Source organism: Pseudomonas fragariae (ex Marin et al. 2024), from assembly GCF_059621105.1.
Map to the genome: position 1 here is coordinate 4220997 of NZ_CM184369.1, position 20424 is coordinate 4241420.

Below are 20424 nucleotides of genomic sequence, written 5' to 3' on the forward strand. Positions count from 1 at the left end.
GCATTACAGATCGTATACAAGAATAGTGCCTGATACGGAACATGATGAGTAGCGCGATTTGAATAACTGGCCAGAGAGCCACTCAACTGAAAACGAATAAATCGCACCGTAAATGAGCAAAAGCGCCCTGTTTACGTGCACTTCAAATCACTGCTCGGACTTGCCCGTTTTACCCGCCTGTCTCAGTAAAAACGCCCTAAAACAAGACTCGCAGCCGTTCCCTACCAACGAGAAATCGTATGGCACATGTTTTGCGTACACGATCGTATACAAAAAAATCATCGATCGTACTCCGATCCCGTCACGACACACCGAGGGAGTCACGCAATGACAGATCAACGCCCGGCCGGGTACAGCCCGCGCCTGCACAACCACGATCTGGGGCCGGTGCCGCAGAAGTGGACCTGGTACAACATTCTGGCGTTCTGGATGAGCGATGTGCACAGCGTTGGCGGCTACGTTTTTGCCGCCAGTCTGTTCGCCCTGGGCCTGGCCAGTTGGCAGGTGCTGATCGCCCTGCTGGTGGGGATCTGCATCATTCAGGTGATTGCCAACCTGGTCGCCAAACCCAGTCAGCAAGCCGCCGTGCCCTACCCGGTCATCTGCCGCCTGGCTTTCGGCGTGTTCGGTGCCAACATTCCCGCCATCATTCGCGGGCTGATCGCGGTGGCGTGGTACGGCATTCAAACCTACCTGGCGTCCAGCGCACTGGTGATCGTGGTGCTGCGCTTCTTCCCGGAACTGGCCGTCTATCAAAGCGTGACATTTCTCGGACTGTCCTGGCTCGGCTGGTTCGGCTTTCTGGCGTTGTGGGTGGTGCAAGCCGCGGTGTTCTGGACGGGTATGGAGTCGATCAGGCGCTTCATCGACTGGGCCGGCCCTGCCGTTTATGCGGTGATGTTCGCTCTGGCAGGCTGGATTGTCTGGCGTGCCGGCTGGGACAACATCAGTTTTACTCTGGCTGAAAAGGAGTTGTCCGGCTGGGCAGCGTTCGGCCAGGTGGTCATGGCCATTGCGCTGGTGGTCTCGTATTTCTCCGGGCCGACGCTGAACTTCGGTGATTTCAGCCGCTATTGCCGCAGCATGGCCGACGTGCGCCGCGGCAATTTCTGGGGCTTACCGGTGAATTTTCTGGCGTTTTCACTGGTAACAGTGGTGATCGTCTCGGGCACGTTGCCGATTTTCGGTGAGATGATCCACGACCCGATTGCGACCGTCGCGCGCATCGACAACACCACGGCCGTGCTGCTCGGCGCCTTCACCTTCGTCACCGCCACGGTCGGCATCAATATCGTCGCCAACTTCGTTTCCCCCGCCTTCGACTTCGCCAACGTGGCGCCCAGCCGCATCAGCTGGCGGGCAGGCGGCATGATCGCAGCGGTAGCGTCGATCTTCATTACGCCCTGGAACCTGTTCAACAACCCTGAAGTGATTCACTACACCCTCGACGTGCTGGCGGCCTGTATCGGCCCACTGTTCGGCATCCTGCTGGTGGATTACTACCTGATCAAGAAGCAGCAGATCGATGTGGATGCCCTGTTCGATGACACGCCAAGCGGTCGCTACTGGTACACCAACGGCGTGAACTGGATCGCGGTCAAGGCATTGCTGCTCACCGCACTGGTCGGTCTGTGCTTCACCTTTGTCGAGTGGTTCAAGCCGATTGCCAACTTCGCCTGGTTTACCGGCTGCATCCTGGGCGGCGCAGTGTTTTACGCGTTGACCCGCTGGTCGCCCGTACAGGCTGCCAACCTTCCTGCGCCTGTCGGCCAGCATTGAGACGTCGCAAGACGCCAATACCTGAATGAAACCAGCGCTTTCAGAGGATTCGCCAAGCCCGGCATGACCTGAAAGCGCCGCCCTGCCTGCTCCGCTGAAAATAGCGCACGCACCAAGTGATATTAATTTAATATCATCCACTCCAGAATCATTGAATGATCGAGAGTCACTCATCGTTTTGTGAGGCCTGAAGCACAAAATAGAATAAATTTTGTACAACTTTCAGGCCGCTGCGCTGCCCTATGACTGAGTCTTTGTGAACCAGGCGTTCAAGTGGGTCGATAGTGATGAGCAATGATGTTTTTGGCGGCAGGCCAGTCGCCCCCCAGCCACCCGTTCCCTCGGCGCAGGAAGCAGCCGAGCGGCTGCAACTTGCCCTGGAGTCAGGGGCGGTTGTCGGTACCTGGGTGTGGGACATCATTGCCGATCAGTTGACCGGCGATGAGCGTTTTGCCCGGACCTTCGGCTTGTGCCCGAAGCTGTGCGCCAAAGGTTTGCCACTGGAACTGGTGATTGCCTCCATTCATCCTGACGATTCGGCCAGAGTCGACAAGTCAATCGAGGAAGCGCTGCAGAGTAGCGAAACCTATCGATGCGAATACCGGGTTCTCCATGAAGACGGTATTTATCGCTGGATCGAAGCCAGCGGAAGAATCGAACGCGACAGTCGTGGCAAACCCATTCGCAGTCCGGGTGTATTGCTTGATATAGACGGCCGTCGCACTGCCGAAGACGAGCGCGACCGCCTCAACGAGTTGCTGAGAATATTCACAGCTGCCGTTCCCGGCGTTGTCTACGCCAAGGATCTCGAAGGTCGAATGCTGGTCGCCAATCGTGGCACCGCTGACCTGATCGGCAAGCCGCCCGAGTTTTTCATTGGCAAGACGGACCTGGAATTTCTGGATGATCAGGAACAGGCGCGGACGCTCATGGAAACCGACCGCCGGATCATGCAGAGCAATGTCAGCGAACAGATCGAAGAACAGGTCAACCTGGCTGACGGCTCTGCAGCGATATGGCTCTCGACCAAAGCGCCGCTGCTCGATGCCAGCGGCGACGTGATCGGTCTGATCGGCTCCTCTATCGATGTAACCGCCAGAAAAAAAGCCGAAGAAGCGGTCAGAGAACTCAACCAGACACTCGAACAGCGCATCGAACAAGCGGTTTTCGAACGCGAGCAGATCGAAGACGCCCTGCGTCACTCGCAGAAGATGGATGCCGTCGGACAACTGACGGGGGGCATCGCCCATGATTTCAACAACTTGCTGGCCGGCATTTCCGGCAGCCTGGAACTGATCACCAAACGCCTGGCCCAGGGCCGCGTCGGTGACGTCGACCGTTACGTGTCGGTCGCCCAGGGCGCAGTACGCCGCGCCGCATCGCTGACCCACCGCCTGCTGGCGTTCTCAAGACGCCAGACACTGTCGCCAAGAGTCACCGACGTGAACGGGTTGATTCATGACATGGAAGAGTTGATCGCGCGCACGGTCGGCCCGGAGATAGACATCAAGGTCGTCGCCCATGATGACCTGTGGCCCGCGCTGATCGATCATGCCCAGCTGGAAAGCTCGCTGCTTAACCTGTGCCTGAACGCCCGTGACGCAATGCCCAACGGCGGGCGCATTATCATCGAGACCGCCAATGCGTCCCTCGAAGAGTGCACCGACCCGGATCACGGCATTCCTGCCGGCGAGCACCTGAGCATCCGCGTGACCGACACGGGCATCGGCATGAGTCCGGACATCGCCGCCAAAGCCTTTGAACCGTTCTTCACCACCAAGGCCATCGGTGCCGGCACCGGTCTCGGGCTGTCGATGGTGTATGGCTTTGTGCGCCAGTCCGGCGGGCAGATTCGCGTCGAGTCGGTCGAAGGCCAGGGCACCAGCGTAGTCATGCACCTGCCCCGCCACACCGCTGAAAGCGCTCCGCGCCCCGTTGCGCCGGAAGTCATCGAAGAGCCGCCGCATCACACCGGCGAAACCGTTCTGGTCGTAGACGACGAACCCTCGGTGAGGATGCTCGTCGCCGAAGTCATCAGCGGTCTGGGCTACAACTGCCTGGAAGCGGCAGACGCACAATCGGGCTTGCAGATCCTGCAGTCGGACACACGCATCGACCTGCTGATCAGTGACATAGGCTTGCCAGGCGGCATGAACGGCCGGGAAATGGCTGATGCGGCCGGTGACTGTCGACCAGGCTTGCCGACCCTGTTCATCACCGGTTATGCCAAGACATCCGTGCTGGACGATTGCCACCTGCGGCCTTGCACGCAAGTGCTGACCAAGCCGTTCGGGCTGGACGCCCTGGCCGGGCGAGTGACAGGCCTGATCGGCGCTGACGCGGTCGCCCGCGGGTATTCGTGAGGTGAACCCGACCACGCCGGATGGTCGGTATTTCGTGGTCAAGGGGCAACTCTGGCGGTGCTCCAATCCCTCGTTGAGCGACGACGTCCGCCAGAATCTGGTGGATGAGCTGATGGCTGCACGTCGTGCAGTCAAGGCCGCCAAGGCATCCGAAGACCCCGCAGCCCTGAAGGCGGCTCGGGCCAGTGTCGACAAGGCCAAAGTTGCGCTGGGCGAGCGCGGTGAAGTCTGGTGGACCGATGGCACCGAGGATTTCAATCGGCGCAAGGTGAAAAACACGCCCTATGCCCAGTGGTACCTCGACCTGAATCACCCTGCCATCTGAAGCTGCCAGCCTGATTGGGGGCTGAAAGATGAAAAAATCAGGCCTTTTGTCATTTATATGACACATGACATTCATAAACGCCGATTCCCGCCGATAACCACCCCTGCTCCACCCACTACCTATGACCCCTTGCGCAATACCCCTCTAAAGGCTCATATCGGCATGAGAAAATCTTTAAAATTCAGCCATAAAATTCTCTTGGCGGCGTCCCTTGTGGTGATCGCCGCATTCACGCTATTCACGTTCTATAACGACTATCTGCAGCGCAATGCGTTGCACGTGCAGCTCAAGGAAAACCTTAACCAGACGAGCGAAAGTACCGCCGGCAATATCCGTAACTGGCTTTCAGGGCGAATTCTTCTGGTAGAGAACCTGGCGGAAAACGCGTCTTCGCCTCAGTCCCCGCAAGAGCAGAATCGGGTACTCGGGCAACCCACGCTGATCGCCACCTTCATGAGCATTTACCAGGGCAGAAGCGATGGCTCCTTCGTCACCCAGCCGCCTGATGACATGTCGGCCGACTACGACCCAAGAACCCGACCGTGGTATGTCGATGCCCTTCGCGCCGGCAAAACCATCCTGACCGAGCCGTATCTGGACGCCGTGACCAAGGGCCTGGTCGTGACCCTTGCCACACCGATCAAGGGAGACTCCGGCGTGTCCGGTGTAATTGGCGGCGACCTGAGCCTGGAAATCCTGGTGAAGATGATCAGTTCGCTGCGGCTGCACGGCGACGGATACGCGTTTCTGGTCGACGCGAATGGCCGCATCCTGGTCCATCCGGACACCTCACTGGTGATGAAGACGCTGGCCGAAGTCTACCCGGCGAACACGCCCAGGCTGTCGCAAGACCTGAGTGAAAGCGAGTATGCCGGCAAGACCCAGATCCTGACCTTCGCTCACGTAGACGGCCTGCCCTCGGTCAACTGGTACGTCGGCGTAGCAATGGATAAAGACATCGCCTACGCGGCCCTGGGCGAGTTCAGAAACTCGGCCATCGTGGCCACTGTGATTGCTGTGGTGCTGATCATCCTGCTGCTGGGCATGCTCCTGAGTGTCCTGCTGCGCCCACTGAACCTGATGGGCCGCGCCATGCACGATATCGCTGCCGGCGAAGGTGACCTGACCAAGCGCCTGGTCATCGAGAGCCAGGACGAGTTCGGGCATCTGGGCAATGGTTTCAACCTCTTTGTAGAGCGAATCCATGACTCGATGCGTGAAGTCGCCTCCTCCACCGTGCAGCTCAATGAAGTTGCCCTGCGGGTACTGAATGCATCCAACTCGTCGATGCTCAACTCCGATCAACAGTCCCACCGCACCAACAGCGTCGCCGCAGCCATCAATGAGCTGGGCGCCGCAACGCAGGAGATCGCCCAGAATGCCGCGCGCGCCTCGGGTCACTCCAGCGATGCACGAACGCTGGCGTCGGACGGGCAGGACGTGGTCGGGCAGAACATCGAGGCCATGAGCCGTCTTTCCAAGCGCATCAGCAGCGCAAGCGGGCAGATCGAAACGCTGAACACCAAGACAGCCAACATCGGCCAGATCCTCGACGTGATTACCGGCATCTCGCAGCAGACCAATCTACTGGCCCTCAATGCGGCCATCGAGGCCGCGCGTGCAGGTGAAGCCGGCAGAGGGTTTGCCGTGGTTGCTGACGAAGTCCGCAGCCTGGCGCACCGAACGCAGGAATCAGCGAGTCAGGTGCAGGAGATGATCGAGCAACTGCAATCCGGTGCCCGTGAAGCCGTGTCGATCATGAACGACAGCCAGCGCGAGAGCGTTGAAACGGTCGGCATTGCCAACAAGGCCGTTGCAAGCCTTGAGCACGTGACCGAACGCATTGGCGAAATCGATGGCATGAACCAGTCGGTCGCTGCAGCCACCGAAGAGCAGACCGCCGTCGTGGAAGCGATCAACGTGGACATCACCGAGATCAATACGCTGAACCAGCAAGGCGTAGAGAACCTGAACGCGACCCTGCGCGCGTGCACTGACCTTGAACAGCAGTCCACCCGACTGACGCAGTTGGTGGGCAGTTTCAGGATCTGATGTGCCAAGGCCGCTGCCGGGAAGCGTTCGGCAGCGGCCTGCCTTGCATAAATATCGGGGAATAGCGCCAATCTCTCGTTTTGGCGGTATGGTTACGCTTTCGTACGAGGGTGATCCATGGCCGTCCAAAACCCCAACAGTTCTCAAAAGCACCTGGCGGTGCTGATCGATGCCGACAATGCGCCAGCAGCTATCGTAGAAGGTCTTTTCGAAGAGATCGCCAAATATGGCGTGGCCAGCGTCAAGCGCATCTATGGTGACTGGACCGGCCCGCAGCTCGGCGGCTGGAAGAAAGTTCTGCTCGACTACTCCATCCAGCCCATCCAGCAATTCGCCTACACCAAAGGCAAGAATGCGACTGACAGCTCATTGATCATCGACGCGATGGACTTGCTCTACACGCGTCGTTTCGACGGGTTCTGCCTGGTGTCCAGCGACAGTGACTTCACACGCCTGGCCTCGCGCCTGCGTGAGGAAGGTCTGACCGTTTATGGCTTTGGCGAAGAAAAGACACCCAAACCCTTCGTGGCGGCCTGCGACAAGTTCATCTACATCGAATTGCTTCGCGAAGAGATCGCCGTACCCGCCAGCGCAGACCCTGCATCGGACGCCACCGCACCTGCAGACAACGTCAAATCCGTTGCCGCCGAGCCGAGCAAGAAGCCCAAGGCCCCAGTGGCTTTCATTGCGAAAATCATGGACGACATCGCTGATGAAGACGGTTGGGCGCACTTGAGCGCTCTGGGCACAAACATCACCAAACTGCGGCCGGAGTTCGATCCTCGTACCCATGGCTACAAGAAACTGAGCGATTTGATCAAAGGCTATCCACAAACGTTCGAGCTACAGGCCCGTGCGGCCTCTGGCGGAACAGCAGTGCTTTATGCGCGGCATAAGCTGCAGGGCAAGTGAGGTTTGTCAGTCCTGGGCTGACAGTTGCGACTGTCAGTTCTTTCCTGACGCTGTAGCTGGGACGGCACCGTCGAACACATGTAAAAAAGGTCAGCCTGAAAACGCCGGTCTTCCAGTACGGCCGCACCTGTTTCGGTAACACCAAGAACAATGTGCTGGACATAGGGAAACGAGATGTCGTGATCCAGCACAGCGGCTGAAACCAGCAGTCCCTCTTTGACCAGCTCATCAATCATGGCCATAAAATCCCCGGCCGCCGGAACGTCTGATTGAAGACGTATCAGCGCGAGATAAATTTGCCCAGACGTCAACTTTCCAGGGCGAACGAAGTTGGCGCTGCGGACGATTTCAAGCACCGCCAATTCATCGGAAAAATTATTAAAACCCATAGCGGCCTCCAGCTTCTGAAGACGCTGACCCGCCTGTCCGGCTACGTCAGGACTTTTAAAAGAAGCTCAGCTCGTGATGAGCGGAAACGCATCTGGCTTCCGTTATTCATCTTGCAATTAAACGAGCCAGGTCCAACTGGCACATACGGATTTCATGAAGCTGCGTGTAGACGCTTTAGAGTGGAATCGTTGGAAAGGCCATCCGTTGCGGATGCCGTTAACGATGATCCGGTTTCAGAAACTTCATCACTTCGTCTATCACCGATGGATGATCAATCAACCGATTGTGGCCAAGCCCTTCAGTAGTAAACAGACGCGCCCCCGGCCATAGTTCTGCAAAACGAGCGCCCTTTTCCCACGGTGTTTCGCGGTCACGGCGGTCATGAATGATCAGGGCGGGACGATCAAGCAGCGGCAGTCGCGAAGTGGCGTCGTAGTCTGCAAAGCGGCGACCGGTCAGCGAATGCAGGACGGCCTCGAAAGGTTTGAATACTTTGTGGGCAACACCGACTGAATCGAACTGTTGAAATACGCTGTCCGTAGGTGCCAGGAGCGGCGCAATCAGGATAAAACGCTCGGGGCGCCACGACTGTTCCTGAGCGAAAACAATCGATGAAGCGCCGAGTGAATGCGCTATCACCGCCGAAGGCTTTCCGAAATGGCGTCCCACGTGCTGCTGCACAGCCACGAACTGGGTCATATGACTGATGCTGCCCGCGCTCAACCCGTGCGCGGGCTGATCGAACCCCACCACGGCGTAGCCCATGGAGCGCAGTAACGGCACCCATCCGATAAACCGCATCGCGTAACTTGACCAGCCGTGGGCCAGCAACACATACGGCTGGCTGGAGGGATCGCCCCAGACATAGGTGGCAATTCTGATGCCGTCCAGTTCAAGGCTACCGGTTTGCACATCCGTCGCTGTACTCAGAATTTCAGCAGCCTTGGCACGTCCGGACGCCTGCGGAGTCACAAAACGTCGAGCGAGATATCTTCCAGTGATGCCCGGTAGAATACGGCTGATCAGCGTGAACGTGCCGCGCAGCGTCAATAGTCGAAGCCTCTTGATGATGTCGCTCATCGGTATTCCCCACACCCGTCAGATGATTCTGGCACCATTAGAACAGCCTATCTTGTCACTGACAAGATAGGCTGAGCCGACGGGAATATAACTTTTGTTTCATGATAGGGAGCCTTACATGTCGACTTCAGACACCCCGCGGACCTACCACCACGGCAATCTGCCTGCCGTTCTGCGTCAGGCCGCCTGGGATATCGTGGGTGAATCGGGAGTGCGCGGGATGTCACTGCGCGAGTGCGCCAGACGGGCGAATGTCTCTCACGCCGCTCCCGCTCACCATTTCGGCTCTCTGGAAAATCTGCTGGCAGAGGTGGTGGCCGATGGATATGAGCGCATGGCCGACGTCATCATTGCCGTCCAACAGGAACTTGACGACACCCTCCTGGGCTGCGGCATTGGTTATGTAAGTTTCGCCAAAAGTTACCCGGAGCACTTCCGATTGATGTTTGGCGCGGGTGTAAACCGCACGTTGCCCAGGCTGCTTAAATCGGGTGAACGTACGCTGCAAGTGCTCCGCCAGTCGATACGCAACGCCTGGGTAGCGAAATACGGTAGCGAACCCGAGCCGGAACTGCTTGAACAGCGCACCTTCCTCGCCTGGAGCACCGCACATGGTTACGCGTCCCTGATAATCGACAGAAAGGCGGATCAATTCCCTATTCCCTCTGCCGAGTCGATATTCCAGTTGGTGAAACGCTCCGTGCTTACGCCGTCAGACTGAAAACAGGCGTACTGACTCCACCTGATCGACACACAACCGCCGTCGTGACTGCGCTTGCGCAGAAGCGGTTTCGACGGTGTGCATGCAATTTGCCAGGACGTCTTTCGATGATGCTCTCCACGTCCCCTTCCGAAAACTGAGCTCGATCGGCATCGAGTATTTTTTGATGTCGATCAACATCAATACGTTGACATTTTAGATTTCGATCGTAATCATAAGTGCGACCTCCTCAACGCACTTTACGAGTACATCCTCCATGACAACGCCATCCACTGTTCTCATTACCGGTGCCTCCAGCGGCATCGGCGCGGTATATGCCGAACGATTTGCCCGTCGCGGTCACAATCTCGTGACAGTCGCTCGTGACAAGGCACGTCTTGATGCCCTGGCAGCGCGCCTTCGTGAAGAAAACGGCGTTGCCGTTGAAGTCATTCAGGCTGATTTGACTCGATCTGCCGACCTCACGGCTCTGGAAACCCGTCTGCGTGAGGACACCAGCATCGATGTGCTGATCAACAACGCTGGCATTGCTCAATCCGGAGGGTTCGTCCAACAGAACGCCGAGTCCATCGACAAGCTTGTCGCACTCAATATCGTCGCCCTGACACGCCTTGCGGCCGCCGTAGCCCCGCGTTTCGCGCAGTCCGGCTCAGGTTCGATCGTCAACCTCGGATCGGTGGTGGGCCTTGCGCCAGAGTTCGGCATGTCGGTCTACGGTGCGACCAAGGCCTATGTGCTGTTCCTTTCCCAGGGAATGAACGTGGAACTGGCGCCCAAGGGCGTATACGTCCAGGCGGTGCTCCCGGCGGCCACCCGTACCGAAATCTGGGAGCGCGCGGGAATCGATCTGAACACTATTGCAGAGGTGATGGACGTCGACGAACTGGTTGATGCGGCACTGGTGGGCTACGACCGCCGCGAACAGGTGACCATTCCGCCGCTGCATGTGGCGGGTCGTTGGGACTCGCTGGATGAGGCGCGACAAGGGCTGTTGTCGGACATTCGACAGGCCCGGGCGGCCGAGCGCTATCGCCCGCAAGCCTGAAGCGGATCAAGCCGTGGCAGGCGTCCATCCTTGTTCGACGACACTGGAATCAGAGCGTCATGAAAGCACTGACATTCGAGAACTACGGCAAATCGCCGGAGATTGCGATTACCCACGTTCCCATACCGGCCATCAAACCTGATGAACTGTTGGTGGAAGTTCACGCGGCCGGGTTGAACCCGATCGACAACATGATCACTACGGGTGCTTTCAAGACTGTGGTGAAGCTGCAACTACCGGCCATCATGGGCAGCGATCTGGCAGTGATCTGGTCAACTGATTCCGGACACAGTTATAGAAGCTACGCCGCCATTTTTTCCTGATCCACTGGCGTGCGGTATTCGTTGTAGCTGTGCAGCCTGACCTGATTGTAGTGATGGATTACGTAACGAAGCACATCAGGGCGTGCTTCCTCCTCGTTCCGATAGCCCTTTTTCGGTATCCATTCGGACTTCAGGCTGCCGAAAAAGCGTTCCATCGGGGCATTGTCCCAGCAGTTTCCGCGACGGCTCATGCTCTGCTGCATACCGAGCGACTCAAGTTTAGTGCGGAACATCTCGCTACTGTACTGGCAGCCTTGGTCGGAGTGAAACATGACCTTGTGTGGCTTTCCTCGAGCTTCATGAGCCAATGCCAGCGCCTTGCAAGTCAACGTTGAGTCTGGTGTGCTGGAAATCGCCCAACCCACTATCCGCCTGGCGTACAGGTCAAGCACAGCCGCCAGATATACCCAGTGCGTACCAGCCCAGATATACGTTATATCTCCGCACCAGACCTGATTGGGGGCTGATACTTCAAATTGGCGTTCCAGCAAATTCTCGGCGAATCGGGATTGCACGACGCTATGCCGATAAGGCCTCGGTCGACGCTGACAGCTTTGCAAACCCGCCTCGGCCATCAGACGACCAGCCAAAAACCTGCCAACCTGCTCACCCCGGGCTTTCAAGGCCGCTGACAAACTGCGAGCTCCCATTGATCGGCGACTTTGAGTGTGCAATTGAATCGCCTCGACCTTGAGCCGTTCTCTGTCGGGATCAACTCGATCCCGCTGCTTCAGATAGTCGTAATACCGGCTGCGGTTCATTCCAAACACACGGCACAAGTCAGTCACAGTAAAACGCTCACTCAACTTCTCGATCAGAATCACCGATCGAGGGAATCGGACATCAAGAGAGCGGTAGCCTTTTTTAGGATTTCCTTCTCGATTTCAAGCTTGCGAATTTTGGCATGCAGAGCCTGGATCTGTTGTTGTTCAGCGGTCATGGCATTAGCCGTTTCAGGCGTTACTCCCCCGCGCTCCTGCCTTAACTGTTCAACCCAGCGGCGCAGTGCTGTTGCCCCGACACCCATAGCCTCGCAGGCCTGAGCGGTTGAATAATTGGCATCAAGAACAAGGCGGGCAGCCTCAAGTCTGAACTCGGTTGGAAACTGACGTTTTGACATCGGACACCTCATCGTTGAGCGGTAGGGTACCGCTCCTTTGGGTGTGTCCGGAATGATTAGGCCACATCACAGGCGTGGTCATTCAGGTGGGCAGCGCAGTCACTCGATTCAAGGAAGGCGACGCGGTATTCGCGAGCCTGTTCGAGCTGGGTGGCGGCGCAATCGCCGAGTTCGCCGCCGTGCCGGAACACGCTGCCGCCCGGAAGCCCGCCAATCTGGACTTTGTTCAGGCAGCCTCCATTCCGATGGTCGGGCTTACGTCGTGGCAGGCATTCAAGGAGCGCGCCTCTCTTCAATCGGGCCAGAAAGTGTTCATACCGGCCGGGGCTGGAGGTATCGGCACCTTCGCCATCCAGCTGGCCAAACACCTGGGCGCCGAAGTGGCCACGACCACCAGCACAGGAAATATGGCGCTGGTTCGCAGCCTGGGCGCAGATGAAGTCGTGAATTACCAAGAGCAGGCATTCGAACAGTTGCTGCACGACGTTGACCTGGTCCTCGGCACCACCCGGGGAGACGACCTTGCAAGAGCTGTCGGCATCCTCAAGCCCGGCGGCAGGATCGTATCACTGGTCGGTCCGCTGGATGCGTCATTCGCCAAGGCTCGGCGGATGAATGCGTTCTTCACCTTCGTATTCGGGTTGATGAGCCGCAGGATCACGCGTCTGGCCAGAAAGAAGAATGTGTCGTACTCGTTTCTGTTTGTTCGCGCGGATGGCGCTCAACTTGGCGAGATTGCCAGGTTGCTTGAACGTGGCCAGATAACACCGGTGATTGACAGGGTCTTTGCGTTTGAACAGGCCCGCGAAGGGCTTGAATACCTGGGTCAGGGCCGCGCCAAAGGCAAGGTCGTCGTGAAGATCAAGTAAGCGCTTATTAAAGCCCCGCCCAGCCACCCTTCAGGCACGCGCCTGTTGAGCATTGGAGTATCGAATGAACACCTCTTCCAAAAGAACCGCCATCGTCACGGGTGCATCATCGGGCATCGGTCGCGCCACCGCCGAGGCGCTGGCGCGCGCCGGGTATACCGTGTTTGGCACGAGCCGCAAAATCGGTGACAGTGATGCACAGGTCTCCATGCTGACCTGCAATGTCACGGCTGACGATTCTGTCCGCGCGCTCGTTGCTGCCGTCCTCGCGCAAACCGGGCGTATCGACCTGCTGGTCAATAATGCCGGCATCGGCATGCTGGGCGGCGCCGAGGAGTTCTCGATCCCGCAAGTGCAGGCCCTGTTCGACGTCAATCTGTTTGGCGTCATGCGCATGACCAACGCGGTATTGCCGTCGATGCGCCAACGAGGTCAGGGGCGCATTATCAATATCGGCTCGGTTCTGGGGCTGATACCGGCGCCCTACTCGGCGCATTATTCGGCGGTCAAACACGCCCTGGAAGGCTATTCGGAATCGCTCGATCACGAAATTCGCGCCTTCAATGTCCGGGTCTCGGTCATTGAGCCGGCCTACGTACGCACCGTCTTCGATCAAAATGGCATCGAGCCGGACTCGCAGTTGCAGGCGTACGATCAGGCGCGAGCCGGGGTCCGTGCATTGCTCGCCGATGTCATGCCGACAGCCGACTTGCCCGAGGTTGTCGCAGCGGTGGTGCTGAAAGCGGCGAGCGATGTTCGTCCCCGGCATCGATACACCGCCGGCAAGACCGCCCGACAAATCAGCCTGCTACGGCGCTTCGCACCTGCCGGGGCGTTCGATAAGAGCTTGCGCAAGCAGTTTCGCTTGCCGGAGTAAATGGCATGGGTCGGGATGGAATGGTAAGTTGCCAAAGCGCCCTCTCCGGTCCATGCGCATCCTTGGTTCAACCGATAGCGTCAGTAACCGACGCCCCTGACCCCGCCCGAAGCGCGGATGGATTCGCCGGTGACCCAGTGCGAGTCCTGCGACGCCAGAAACACAGCCAAGGGGGCGATATCTTCGGGCTCTCCAAAACGACCCAAGGGTGTTCCAGCCAGAATCTTCTCACCTAACTCACCGGCAAAATGCCCATGGGTTGCCGGGGTGTTGGTGTGCCCCGGCAGGATCGAGTTGACCCTGATGCCCCGCGCGCCCAGCTCTCTGGCCAGCGCGAAGGTCAAGGTATCGACCGCGCCCTTGGTCGCCGCGTACACGCTCGACGCCAGGTAAGGGTCGGTGCTGAGAATCGAGCTGATATTGATGATGCTGCCGGTCGGCCCCAACAATTTGACGGCCTCTCGCACTGCAAGCAGGTAGCCCAGCACGTTCAGGTTGAATTGCGTGTGGAAAGCCTCTTCAGTCAGGTCGTCGATCATCTGGAACACAGCGACACCCGCATTGTTGACCAGAATGTCCAGAGCGCCGTACTTCGTGCCGACCGTTTCGAACAGGCGTATCACGTCTGCTGACTGGCTCATGTCTGCCTGTACCGCAAACGCGGAGCCGCCGTGCTCTGCGATCCAGGCGACGACGGCGTCCGCATCCGCCTTGCCGGAAGCGTAGTTGACGATGACGGTCGCGCCCTCGGCGCCCAGTGCTTTGGCGATCCCGGCACCTATGCCTTTGGACGCCCCCGTGACAACCGCTATCTTTCCTTCGAGTTTCATAAACCGGCCTTCTTCAAGTGATGTGGTATGAGGCCTCGTTGCAATCGGATCATGAATGACCGCCAGGCAACCAGCCGCGTGTCATCAGTATTCGGCCATCGAGGGGCACAACGTTTGCCGGTTAGTCGCAGATCCTTGCCTGTTCCTCTCAAGTTGCTTGCCATGCCTCGGGATATGGCCCACGGTGGCCTGTATGGAGAAATCATTGGCAGAACTGCGCTGCATCGTGATGCGCGCACAGGACAAGTGGACCGACACCGGGTTGCCTCGGGTGTCAATGGTCCGGGCCGAGGCCTGTGCGGATCAGGTCTATCAGCCGATGCTGCACTTGGTGCTTCAAGGCACCAAGACCCTGTCGATCGGCGAAGATGCGTCCAGATACACCACGGGGCACTACTTTCTGGTGCCTGTCGATGTGCCTGCGACGGGGCAGATTCACGCCGACACGCCGGACAAACCTTATCTTGCGGTCAGCCTGACCCTCGATCCGGAAGTAATCGCCACGCTGCTGATGGCCGAAGGCAGAGCACCTGAAGCGCCCCAGAACGCCTGCTTCGAGAGCGTCATCGCGCCAGATGAAATGATCGATGCGTGGTTGCGCATGCTGCGACTCATGGACCGCCCGCACGAAGCCGCAATCCTCGCGCCCATGATCGAACGGGAGATTCTGTTCCGGGCCTTGCAGGGACCACTGGGTGGCATTCTTCGTGACGTTGCACGCCCGGATGGCCGACTGACGCAGATCCGCCGCGTCACCCAGTGGATTGGTGAGCACTACACCGAGCCCTTTCGCGTCGAACCGCTCGCGCAGATGGCCGACATGAGTGTTGCTGCCTTTTACAGGCACTTCAAATCCGTCACAGCGATGAGCCCGATTCAATATCAGAAGCGCCTGCGCCTGCTGAAGGCGCGCTGGTTGCTGCTTTTCGACACACTGGATGCGACCTCCATCGCTTATGCCGTAGGGTACGAAAGCGCTTCGCAATTCAACCGGGAGTACGCGCGGCTGTTCGGCCTGCCGCCGGCGCGGGACGCTGCAAGATTCAGGACGCCCGCAGATGAATTGACGGCCGTGTCGTGAGCCGTCGCCCCAGTTGTTACATGTCGGTCACGAGCGTACCGGCAATGCTCTCGGCGAACCCGCCGCCGAAGACCTTGGCCGGTGTGACAAAACCCGGCAGCCGTTCGCCGTCGAGCACGCGACGCGCAGCCTCTACGGCCGCCAGCGGCGTATAGGTATAGCCGTTCACGGTCTCGATCATGGAACGTGCGATCGCGCCCTTCGCATCGGTCACTTCAACCACAGCACGCGCCCGATGCGCCTCCCTTTGCTCGGGCGTCGGGCCATCAGGCAGTTGTGACAGATCGCCTTGCGGGAACGCGTCCCCGGCGATATGCACGAACATTGCAATGTTGCGGATGCCGGTCGAATGCCAGGCGGTGACCAGATCACCGAATGACAACGGTACGCAAAGGACCGGGCCCTGACCAAAATCAAAATGACGCGGCTCGGCATCCGGCATTGCAACAAGTTCGCCATCGATTCTGGCGAGCACGCCTGCACCGATGATTTCGCTGACACTCATGGCAGACCCGCGGGACATCGACCCTGGCACCTGCAGCGCCATGTTCAGCGCCGTTGGCCCCTGCACGCGCCCGGCAACCTGCACGGCCAGCGAATCGGTAGGCACGACATCCCAACCGACACCCGGCAACAGCATGACCTGACTTGCCGCCGCTTCAGCGCCCAGCCTTTCGGCCAGCCGGTAAACGTTGATCTCGGCGGTGATGTCGAGGTAGTCGACACCGGCCTTGATACAGGCGCGCATCAACGGCTCGGCGGTCTGCACAAATGGCCCTGCGAAGTTGAGCAACACCGAGATGCCGGACAAAAAACCCTCGGCCTGGTCGGCATCGAAAACCCGGTATTTCACGTCCAGCTGCGCAGCGAGGGAGACGAGGCGCTGCTGATTGCGTCCGGCGATTTCTACATTCAGGCCGAGCGCCCTGGCCCGCTCTGCGGCCATACGCCCGGTGTAGCCCGTAGCGCCATAAATCAGAAGTGTGCTCATTGGACGTGCTGCCTTTTTTTGGAGACGAAGTCGGGGCTGTAGCCATCGGGGTACAGAACGGCTGGTGCGCGTAGAACGCTATGATCGAGCATGGGGTGGCCCTCAGATGTTGTAGCCGCCTGCGACTTCGATAGTCTGCGCATTGATCCAGCCGCCTTCTTCGGACAGCAGCATGGCGATGACGCGTGCCACATCCTGCGGCTCGCCAACCCGGCCCAGGGCCGTCTGCGCCGCCAGCATCGCCTCGAACTCATCATTGAGCCCACCGCCCAGTTCGGTACGAATGGCGCCGGGCGACACAGCGTTGGCCCGGATGCGTCGACCGGCAAACTCGGCCGCCATATAGCGGGTCAAGACTTCAAGCCCGCCCTTGAACGCCGCATAGGGAGCGACACCGGCAGTGGCCACGCGAGTAGTGGCACTGGTCAGGTTGACGATGCTGGCGTTTTCCGCCATCAGCGGCAGCAATGTCTGGGTGAGGAAAAAAGGGCCTTTGAGATGCACGTTGAACAGGCCATCGAACTGCGCTTCGCTGACCGTCTCCAACGGATTGAACAGCCCGTAACCCGCGTTGTTGACCAGACCGCTCAGTGTTGCGACGCCCCAGACGTCTTGCAGGACCGAGCACACTGACGCTCGAAACGCCTCGAAGCTGCCGACGTCAGCGACATCCAGCCTGAGCGCAACTGCCTTGCCACCGGCCTGCGCGATACGCTCGACCACCGTTGCGGCGGCCTCCGGGTTGGCGTTGTAGGTAAGGATGACCCCCATCCCGCGTCGGGCCACGTGTTCGGCTGCACTTGCGCCGATGCCACGGCTGCCGCCAGTGATTACGATGACGCCCATGTGATGTTCCTCTGTGGTTTGAATGTGTCTCCACAGTACCCAGCGCCATCACCGGGAGCGTACCCGTTCCTGCTCGAAACCTGCCTGTTTCTGCTTTTCGCTTGCGCGGCGCCATGCCCAGCCCTCAGCATGCGAAGCATGGACAATCAACTCGATGAACTGCGGCTGCTCGCGGCCAAGGCTGAAAATCGCCGTACTGAAACAGGCATACCTCGTGTGGCCATGGTTCAAGGCAAAATCCCCGAGCATATGCTGGCAGCGGTCTACGACCCGATGATCAATGTGATCCTGCAAGGCAGCAAGCACATGACTGTCGGTGACAGCACGCTCGAATATGACCCGGCGACCTACTTCGTCATGTCCATCGACCTGCCTGCCGTGGGCTCGGTACGTCCCGCCCGGTCCGGAGAACCCTATCTGGCGGTGAGCCTGACGCTGGATCCTGCGGTGTTATCCACACTGTTCGCCGACTTGCCCAAACCTGCCAGCCGCCTCGAGAACAGTCCCGGGTTCTCAGTGGCGCCGATGACCACCAAACTGATGGATGCGTGGGTGCGAATGCTGCGCCTGATGGGCGACCCGGACGCCATCGCCGCGCTGGCGCCGGTTTACGAACGGGAGATTATCTTCCGGGTACTTCAAGGGCCTCATGGCTGGATGCTCCGCGAGATCGCCGCACCGGATACTGCGATGGCCAGAGTCAACATGGCGATCCAGTGGATCCGCCGCGACTTCGCTGAGCCGTTAGGCGTGGAGCGTCTGGCGGAACGCGCGTCGATGAGCGTCTCGGCGTTTCATCGCCACTTCAAGGCCGTGACCAACCTGAGCCCTTTGCAGTACCAGAAGCGGGTACGTCTGCTGCACGCCAGAACGCTGATGGTGGCCAACGCCAAAAGTGTCATGGCGGCAGCCTTCGAGGTGGGCTATGAAAGCGCCACGCAATTCAGTCGGGATTATTCGAGGGTGTTCGGACTTCCGCCGGCCCAGGATGCCGGGCGGATCCTCGAGGCTACGAGGGGCGCGGCAGTTAATCAGCCTCTCGCCTGATGCACGCAGAGCGGCGGGCCTCTAGGCCGGAAGCGGCCCACAGGCACGATAGGTGTCGATCAACGTGTCAAAAAGGGAAATATCCGACCTGCTTCTGGCCACCAGTTGAGCGCCCGCCACAGCGGAAAAAATGGCCTGCGCCCGCACCTCGCTGTCCGAGGGCGCGCAAACCTTCGCAGCCACCAGAAGCTTGCTCAGCCAGGCAATGTTGACCTGGGCGAATAGCTGCATTTCCTCGGTCATCTCAGGCGGCAGGTTGTCGGTTTCAGCACCGACGAAAGTGCCCAGGCAAAGGCGGTTTTCAACTTCCAGCGAACGCCGGAAAATTTCCGGGAAACGCTGTAACGCTTCGCCGGGATCGGGGGTTTCTTCGCAGATCGTCTCGAGTGCAGCGGCACCGTCCTGCCAGTATCGCCTGGCAACCGCGACACCCAGATCAGCCTTGCTGGGGAAGTGGTAGTAAATACTGGCCGGCTTGATTCCGACCTGGGCGGCCAGATCGCGAAAGTTCAGGCCGTTGTAGCCCTGCGACTGGGCAATGTTTCTCGCAGCAAGCAGGATCGCCTCACGGGCGTTGATGGTCATCGTAGTGCCTTGTACTTCGGACGCGTTTCTGGAGACCGACACATGCTAATTCAAAAACCTGCCTTTTGTTAGGTAGAAAGACGGTGTGGGCATGGCAGCGGTCATCCGCTGCTGAACGGCCATCGTCGGTTTCTCCCAAGCTGCAACGGCTATCGCCGGGAACATCCTGCTTGACGTTCCCGGCGATAAGGTGCACGTACAACCGCTCAATCATTCGGCCGGCGAGTCCAGCTCAGGAATACCGCTGCTGCGATCAGCATAAGCGGCCTGGAAAGCCGGACGCTTCTGCCAGCGCTGCCAGTACAGATCCAGGAACTCGAAACGCTCATCCAGTGGCGTGGCATTGACCGGGAACTTGGAGAAGGCAATGGCGGTTGCAAGCGTGATGTCCGCGAACGTTGGCGCATCGCCGCCCAGCAGCCACTCGCGGCCATCGGACAGGTGACGATTGACTAGTGCCGCATGGCTCAGCGCCTCTTTGCGGCAATGCTCGCCCCATGCTTCGTTCTTGGTCAGTTCAAGCTTGAAGCCGAGGCCGGTGTGCAGCACGTGAAAGGCCGTAACGATCCGGTAGAGGATATGCACCCAGATGCGGTTATCCCACATGTTATCGAGGCCCTGCTCCAGGGCGCCCTCGCCCATGATCTTGCGGCCCGGATAAGCCTGATCCAGGTAACGCGCGATAGCAGCCGTCTCGGAAATGAAGCTGCCGTCTGCCAGTTCCAGGGTCGGTGTTTCACCCCACGGGTTCATGTTCAGGTGACGCCAGCCACGCTGCTCTCCACCCGGCGTCATGTCATAAATGGTTTCGTCGAACTGATCGGCAATGCCTTTTTCGTGGATGAACAAACGCAGGCGTTGAGGATTCGGAAATGCCGAAGGAGAGGTGAAAAGTCGCAATTTGGAGGTCATGGTCGGGCCTGTGAGGTAGGGTAAAAAACCTACCTAACTATCGTTAGGTAGCCATACCGTAGCGGTACTTTTTCGCTGAGTCAACGTCTACCTAACATTTGTTAGGTAGACAATATCTGGCTCGGCTGACCAGCAAGCCTAGCAACCGGACAGGATTGTGCTGAAAATGCAGCCCTCAGGCATGGGTTGGCCCGCATTGACAGCGCTCGAACGTGAGCACCTTGATATCCTGTCCGCTGATCTCGGGCGGCCAGTGCATGCCGCTCAAACACAAGA

General features: G+C 58.9%; 18 protein-coding genes and 3 pseudogenes. 13 read left to right on the forward strand and 8 right to left on the reverse strand.

The window, feature by feature from the left end:
- Nucleotides 1-327: 327 nt before the first annotated feature.
- The 6 genes and pseudogenes from AC54XV_RS18130 (at nucleotide 328) to AC54XV_RS18155 (ending at nucleotide 7431) form a co-directional block, all read left to right on the forward strand.
- Complete coding sequence (locus AC54XV_RS18130; RefSeq protein ID WP_011268495.1) at nucleotides 328-1779, forward strand: NCS1 family nucleobase:cation symporter-1; 1452 nt, start codon at nucleotides 328-330, stop codon at nucleotides 1777-1779.
- A 287-nt stretch (nucleotides 1780-2066) separates the two neighbouring features.
- Nucleotides 2067-4142 (forward strand): hybrid sensor histidine kinase/response regulator, encoded by a 2076-nt coding sequence (locus AC54XV_RS18135; RefSeq protein WP_060409375.1) that lies wholly within the window; start codon nucleotides 2067-2069, stop codon nucleotides 4140-4142.
- Nucleotide 4143: 1 nt separating this feature from the next.
- Nucleotides 4144-4467 carry a hypothetical protein gene (locus tag AC54XV_RS18140; protein WP_032635823.1) on the forward strand — a complete coding sequence of 108 codons (324 nt, stop codon included), beginning with the start codon at nucleotides 4144-4146 and terminating at the stop codon, nucleotides 4465-4467.
- Nucleotides 4468-4629: 162 nt separating this feature from the next.
- A pseudogene (locus AC54XV_RS18145) lies at nucleotides 4630-5664 on the forward strand (HAMP domain-containing protein); the annotation flags it as partial.
- Between the two features lie 90 nt (nucleotides 5665-5754).
- On the forward strand, nucleotides 5755-6519 hold the full coding sequence (locus tag AC54XV_RS18150) for a methyl-accepting chemotaxis protein (RefSeq protein ID WP_370661158.1): 765 nt from the start codon (nucleotides 5755-5757) through the stop codon (nucleotides 6517-6519).
- 117 nt (nucleotides 6520-6636) lie between these two features.
- The gene (locus AC54XV_RS18155; RefSeq protein WP_003406424.1) at nucleotides 6637-7431 is read left to right on the forward strand and encodes an NYN domain-containing protein; all 795 of its coding nucleotides are present in this window, start codon (nucleotides 6637-6639) and stop codon (nucleotides 7429-7431) included.
- On the opposite strand, the gene AC54XV_RS18160 is transcribed toward AC54XV_RS18155, so the two are convergent.
- Together AC54XV_RS18160 and AC54XV_RS18165 are read right to left on the reverse strand one after the other, a co-directional pair.
- The gene (locus tag AC54XV_RS18160) at nucleotides 7401-7820 is read right to left on the reverse strand and encodes a hypothetical protein (RefSeq protein WP_003406425.1); all 420 of its coding nucleotides are present in this window, start codon (nucleotides 7818-7820) and stop codon (nucleotides 7401-7403) included. The two genes, AC54XV_RS18155 and AC54XV_RS18160, sit on opposite strands and share 31 nt — an antisense overlap.
- A gap of 217 nt (nucleotides 7821-8037) precedes the next feature.
- On the reverse strand, nucleotides 8038-8901 hold the full coding sequence (locus tag AC54XV_RS18165; protein WP_003406426.1) for an alpha/beta hydrolase: 864 nt from the start codon (nucleotides 8899-8901) through the stop codon (nucleotides 8038-8040).
- Nucleotides 8902-9019: 118 nt separating this feature from the next.
- On the opposite strand from AC54XV_RS18165, the gene AC54XV_RS18170 reads away from it, so the two are divergent.
- From AC54XV_RS18170 to AC54XV_RS18180, 3 genes and pseudogenes are all read left to right on the forward strand, one after another.
- Nucleotides 9020-9622, forward strand: coding sequence for a TetR/AcrR family transcriptional regulator (locus AC54XV_RS18170; protein WP_003406427.1), 603 nt, complete (start codon nucleotides 9020-9022; stop codon nucleotides 9620-9622).
- A gap of 256 nt (nucleotides 9623-9878) precedes the next feature.
- Entirely contained in the window at nucleotides 9879-10667 is a 789-nt protein-coding gene (locus AC54XV_RS18175) for an SDR family NAD(P)-dependent oxidoreductase (RefSeq protein WP_024642778.1), read from the forward strand.
- 59 nt (nucleotides 10668-10726) lie between these two features.
- Nucleotides 10727-10930, forward strand: a pseudogene (locus AC54XV_RS18180) (alcohol dehydrogenase catalytic domain-containing protein); the annotation flags it as partial.
- 38 nt (nucleotides 10931-10968) lie between these two features.
- Here the strand turns inward: AC54XV_RS18180 and AC54XV_RS18185 are convergent.
- Nucleotides 10969-12110 (reverse strand): IS3 family transposase gene (locus tag AC54XV_RS18185; protein WP_239987110.1). Its coding sequence is split into 2 segments (ribosomal slippage): nucleotides 10969-11858 and nucleotides 11858-12110, totalling 1143 coding nucleotides; the frame shifts between segments, so codons are not numbered across the junction.
- 65 nt (nucleotides 12111-12175) lie between these two features.
- On the opposite strand from AC54XV_RS18185, the pseudogene AC54XV_RS18190 reads away from it, so the two are divergent.
- Both AC54XV_RS18190 and AC54XV_RS18195 read left to right on the forward strand, forming a co-directional pair.
- Nucleotides 12176-12979 (forward strand): annotated as a pseudogene (locus tag AC54XV_RS18190) (NADP-dependent oxidoreductase); the annotation flags it as partial.
- A 64-nt stretch (nucleotides 12980-13043) separates the two neighbouring features.
- Nucleotides 13044-13856 carry an oxidoreductase gene (locus AC54XV_RS18195; protein ID WP_011268502.1) on the forward strand — a complete coding sequence of 271 codons (813 nt, stop codon included), beginning with the start codon at nucleotides 13044-13046 and terminating at the stop codon, nucleotides 13854-13856.
- A gap of 80 nt (nucleotides 13857-13936) precedes the next feature.
- On the opposite strand, the gene AC54XV_RS18200 is transcribed toward AC54XV_RS18195, so the two are convergent.
- Nucleotides 13937-14686 (reverse strand): SDR family oxidoreductase, encoded by a 750-nt coding sequence (locus AC54XV_RS18200; protein WP_003406431.1) that lies wholly within the window; start codon nucleotides 14684-14686, stop codon nucleotides 13937-13939.
- Between the two features lie 193 nt (nucleotides 14687-14879).
- Here AC54XV_RS18200 and AC54XV_RS18205 point away from each other — a divergent pair, with 193 nt between their 5' ends.
- Nucleotides 14880-15767, forward strand: a complete 888-nt coding sequence (locus AC54XV_RS18205) for an AraC family transcriptional regulator (RefSeq protein ID WP_475245948.1) — start codon at nucleotides 14880-14882, stop codon at nucleotides 15765-15767.
- A gap of 16 nt (nucleotides 15768-15783) precedes the next feature.
- Here the strand turns inward: AC54XV_RS18205 and AC54XV_RS18210 are convergent, their stop codons facing one another.
- Together AC54XV_RS18210 and AC54XV_RS18215 are read right to left on the reverse strand one after the other, a co-directional pair.
- Nucleotides 15784-16758 carry a saccharopine dehydrogenase family protein gene (locus tag AC54XV_RS18210; RefSeq protein ID WP_058398739.1) on the reverse strand — a complete coding sequence of 325 codons (975 nt, stop codon included), beginning with the start codon at nucleotides 16756-16758 and terminating at the stop codon, nucleotides 15784-15786.
- A 102-nt stretch (nucleotides 16759-16860) separates the two neighbouring features.
- Complete coding sequence (locus AC54XV_RS18215) at nucleotides 16861-17604, reverse strand: SDR family NAD(P)-dependent oxidoreductase (protein WP_496717121.1); 744 nt, start codon at nucleotides 17602-17604, stop codon at nucleotides 16861-16863.
- 138 nt (nucleotides 17605-17742) lie between these two features.
- Here AC54XV_RS18215 and AC54XV_RS18220 point away from each other — a divergent pair, with 138 nt between their 5' ends.
- Nucleotides 17743-18651 carry an AraC family transcriptional regulator gene (locus tag AC54XV_RS18220; RefSeq protein ID WP_277249318.1) on the forward strand — a complete coding sequence of 303 codons (909 nt, stop codon included), beginning with the start codon at nucleotides 17743-17745 and terminating at the stop codon, nucleotides 18649-18651.
- Between the two features lie 21 nt (nucleotides 18652-18672).
- On the opposite strand, the gene AC54XV_RS18225 is transcribed toward AC54XV_RS18220, so the two are convergent.
- On the reverse strand, nucleotides 18673-19236 hold the full coding sequence (locus AC54XV_RS18225; RefSeq protein WP_024639130.1) for a TetR/AcrR family transcriptional regulator: 564 nt from the start codon (nucleotides 19234-19236) through the stop codon (nucleotides 18673-18675).
- A 210-nt stretch (nucleotides 19237-19446) separates the two neighbouring features.
- Entirely contained in the window at nucleotides 19447-20148 is a 702-nt protein-coding gene (locus AC54XV_RS18230; protein ID WP_003406441.1) for a glutathione S-transferase family protein, read from the reverse strand.
- Nucleotides 20149-20424 lie beyond the last annotated feature (276 nt).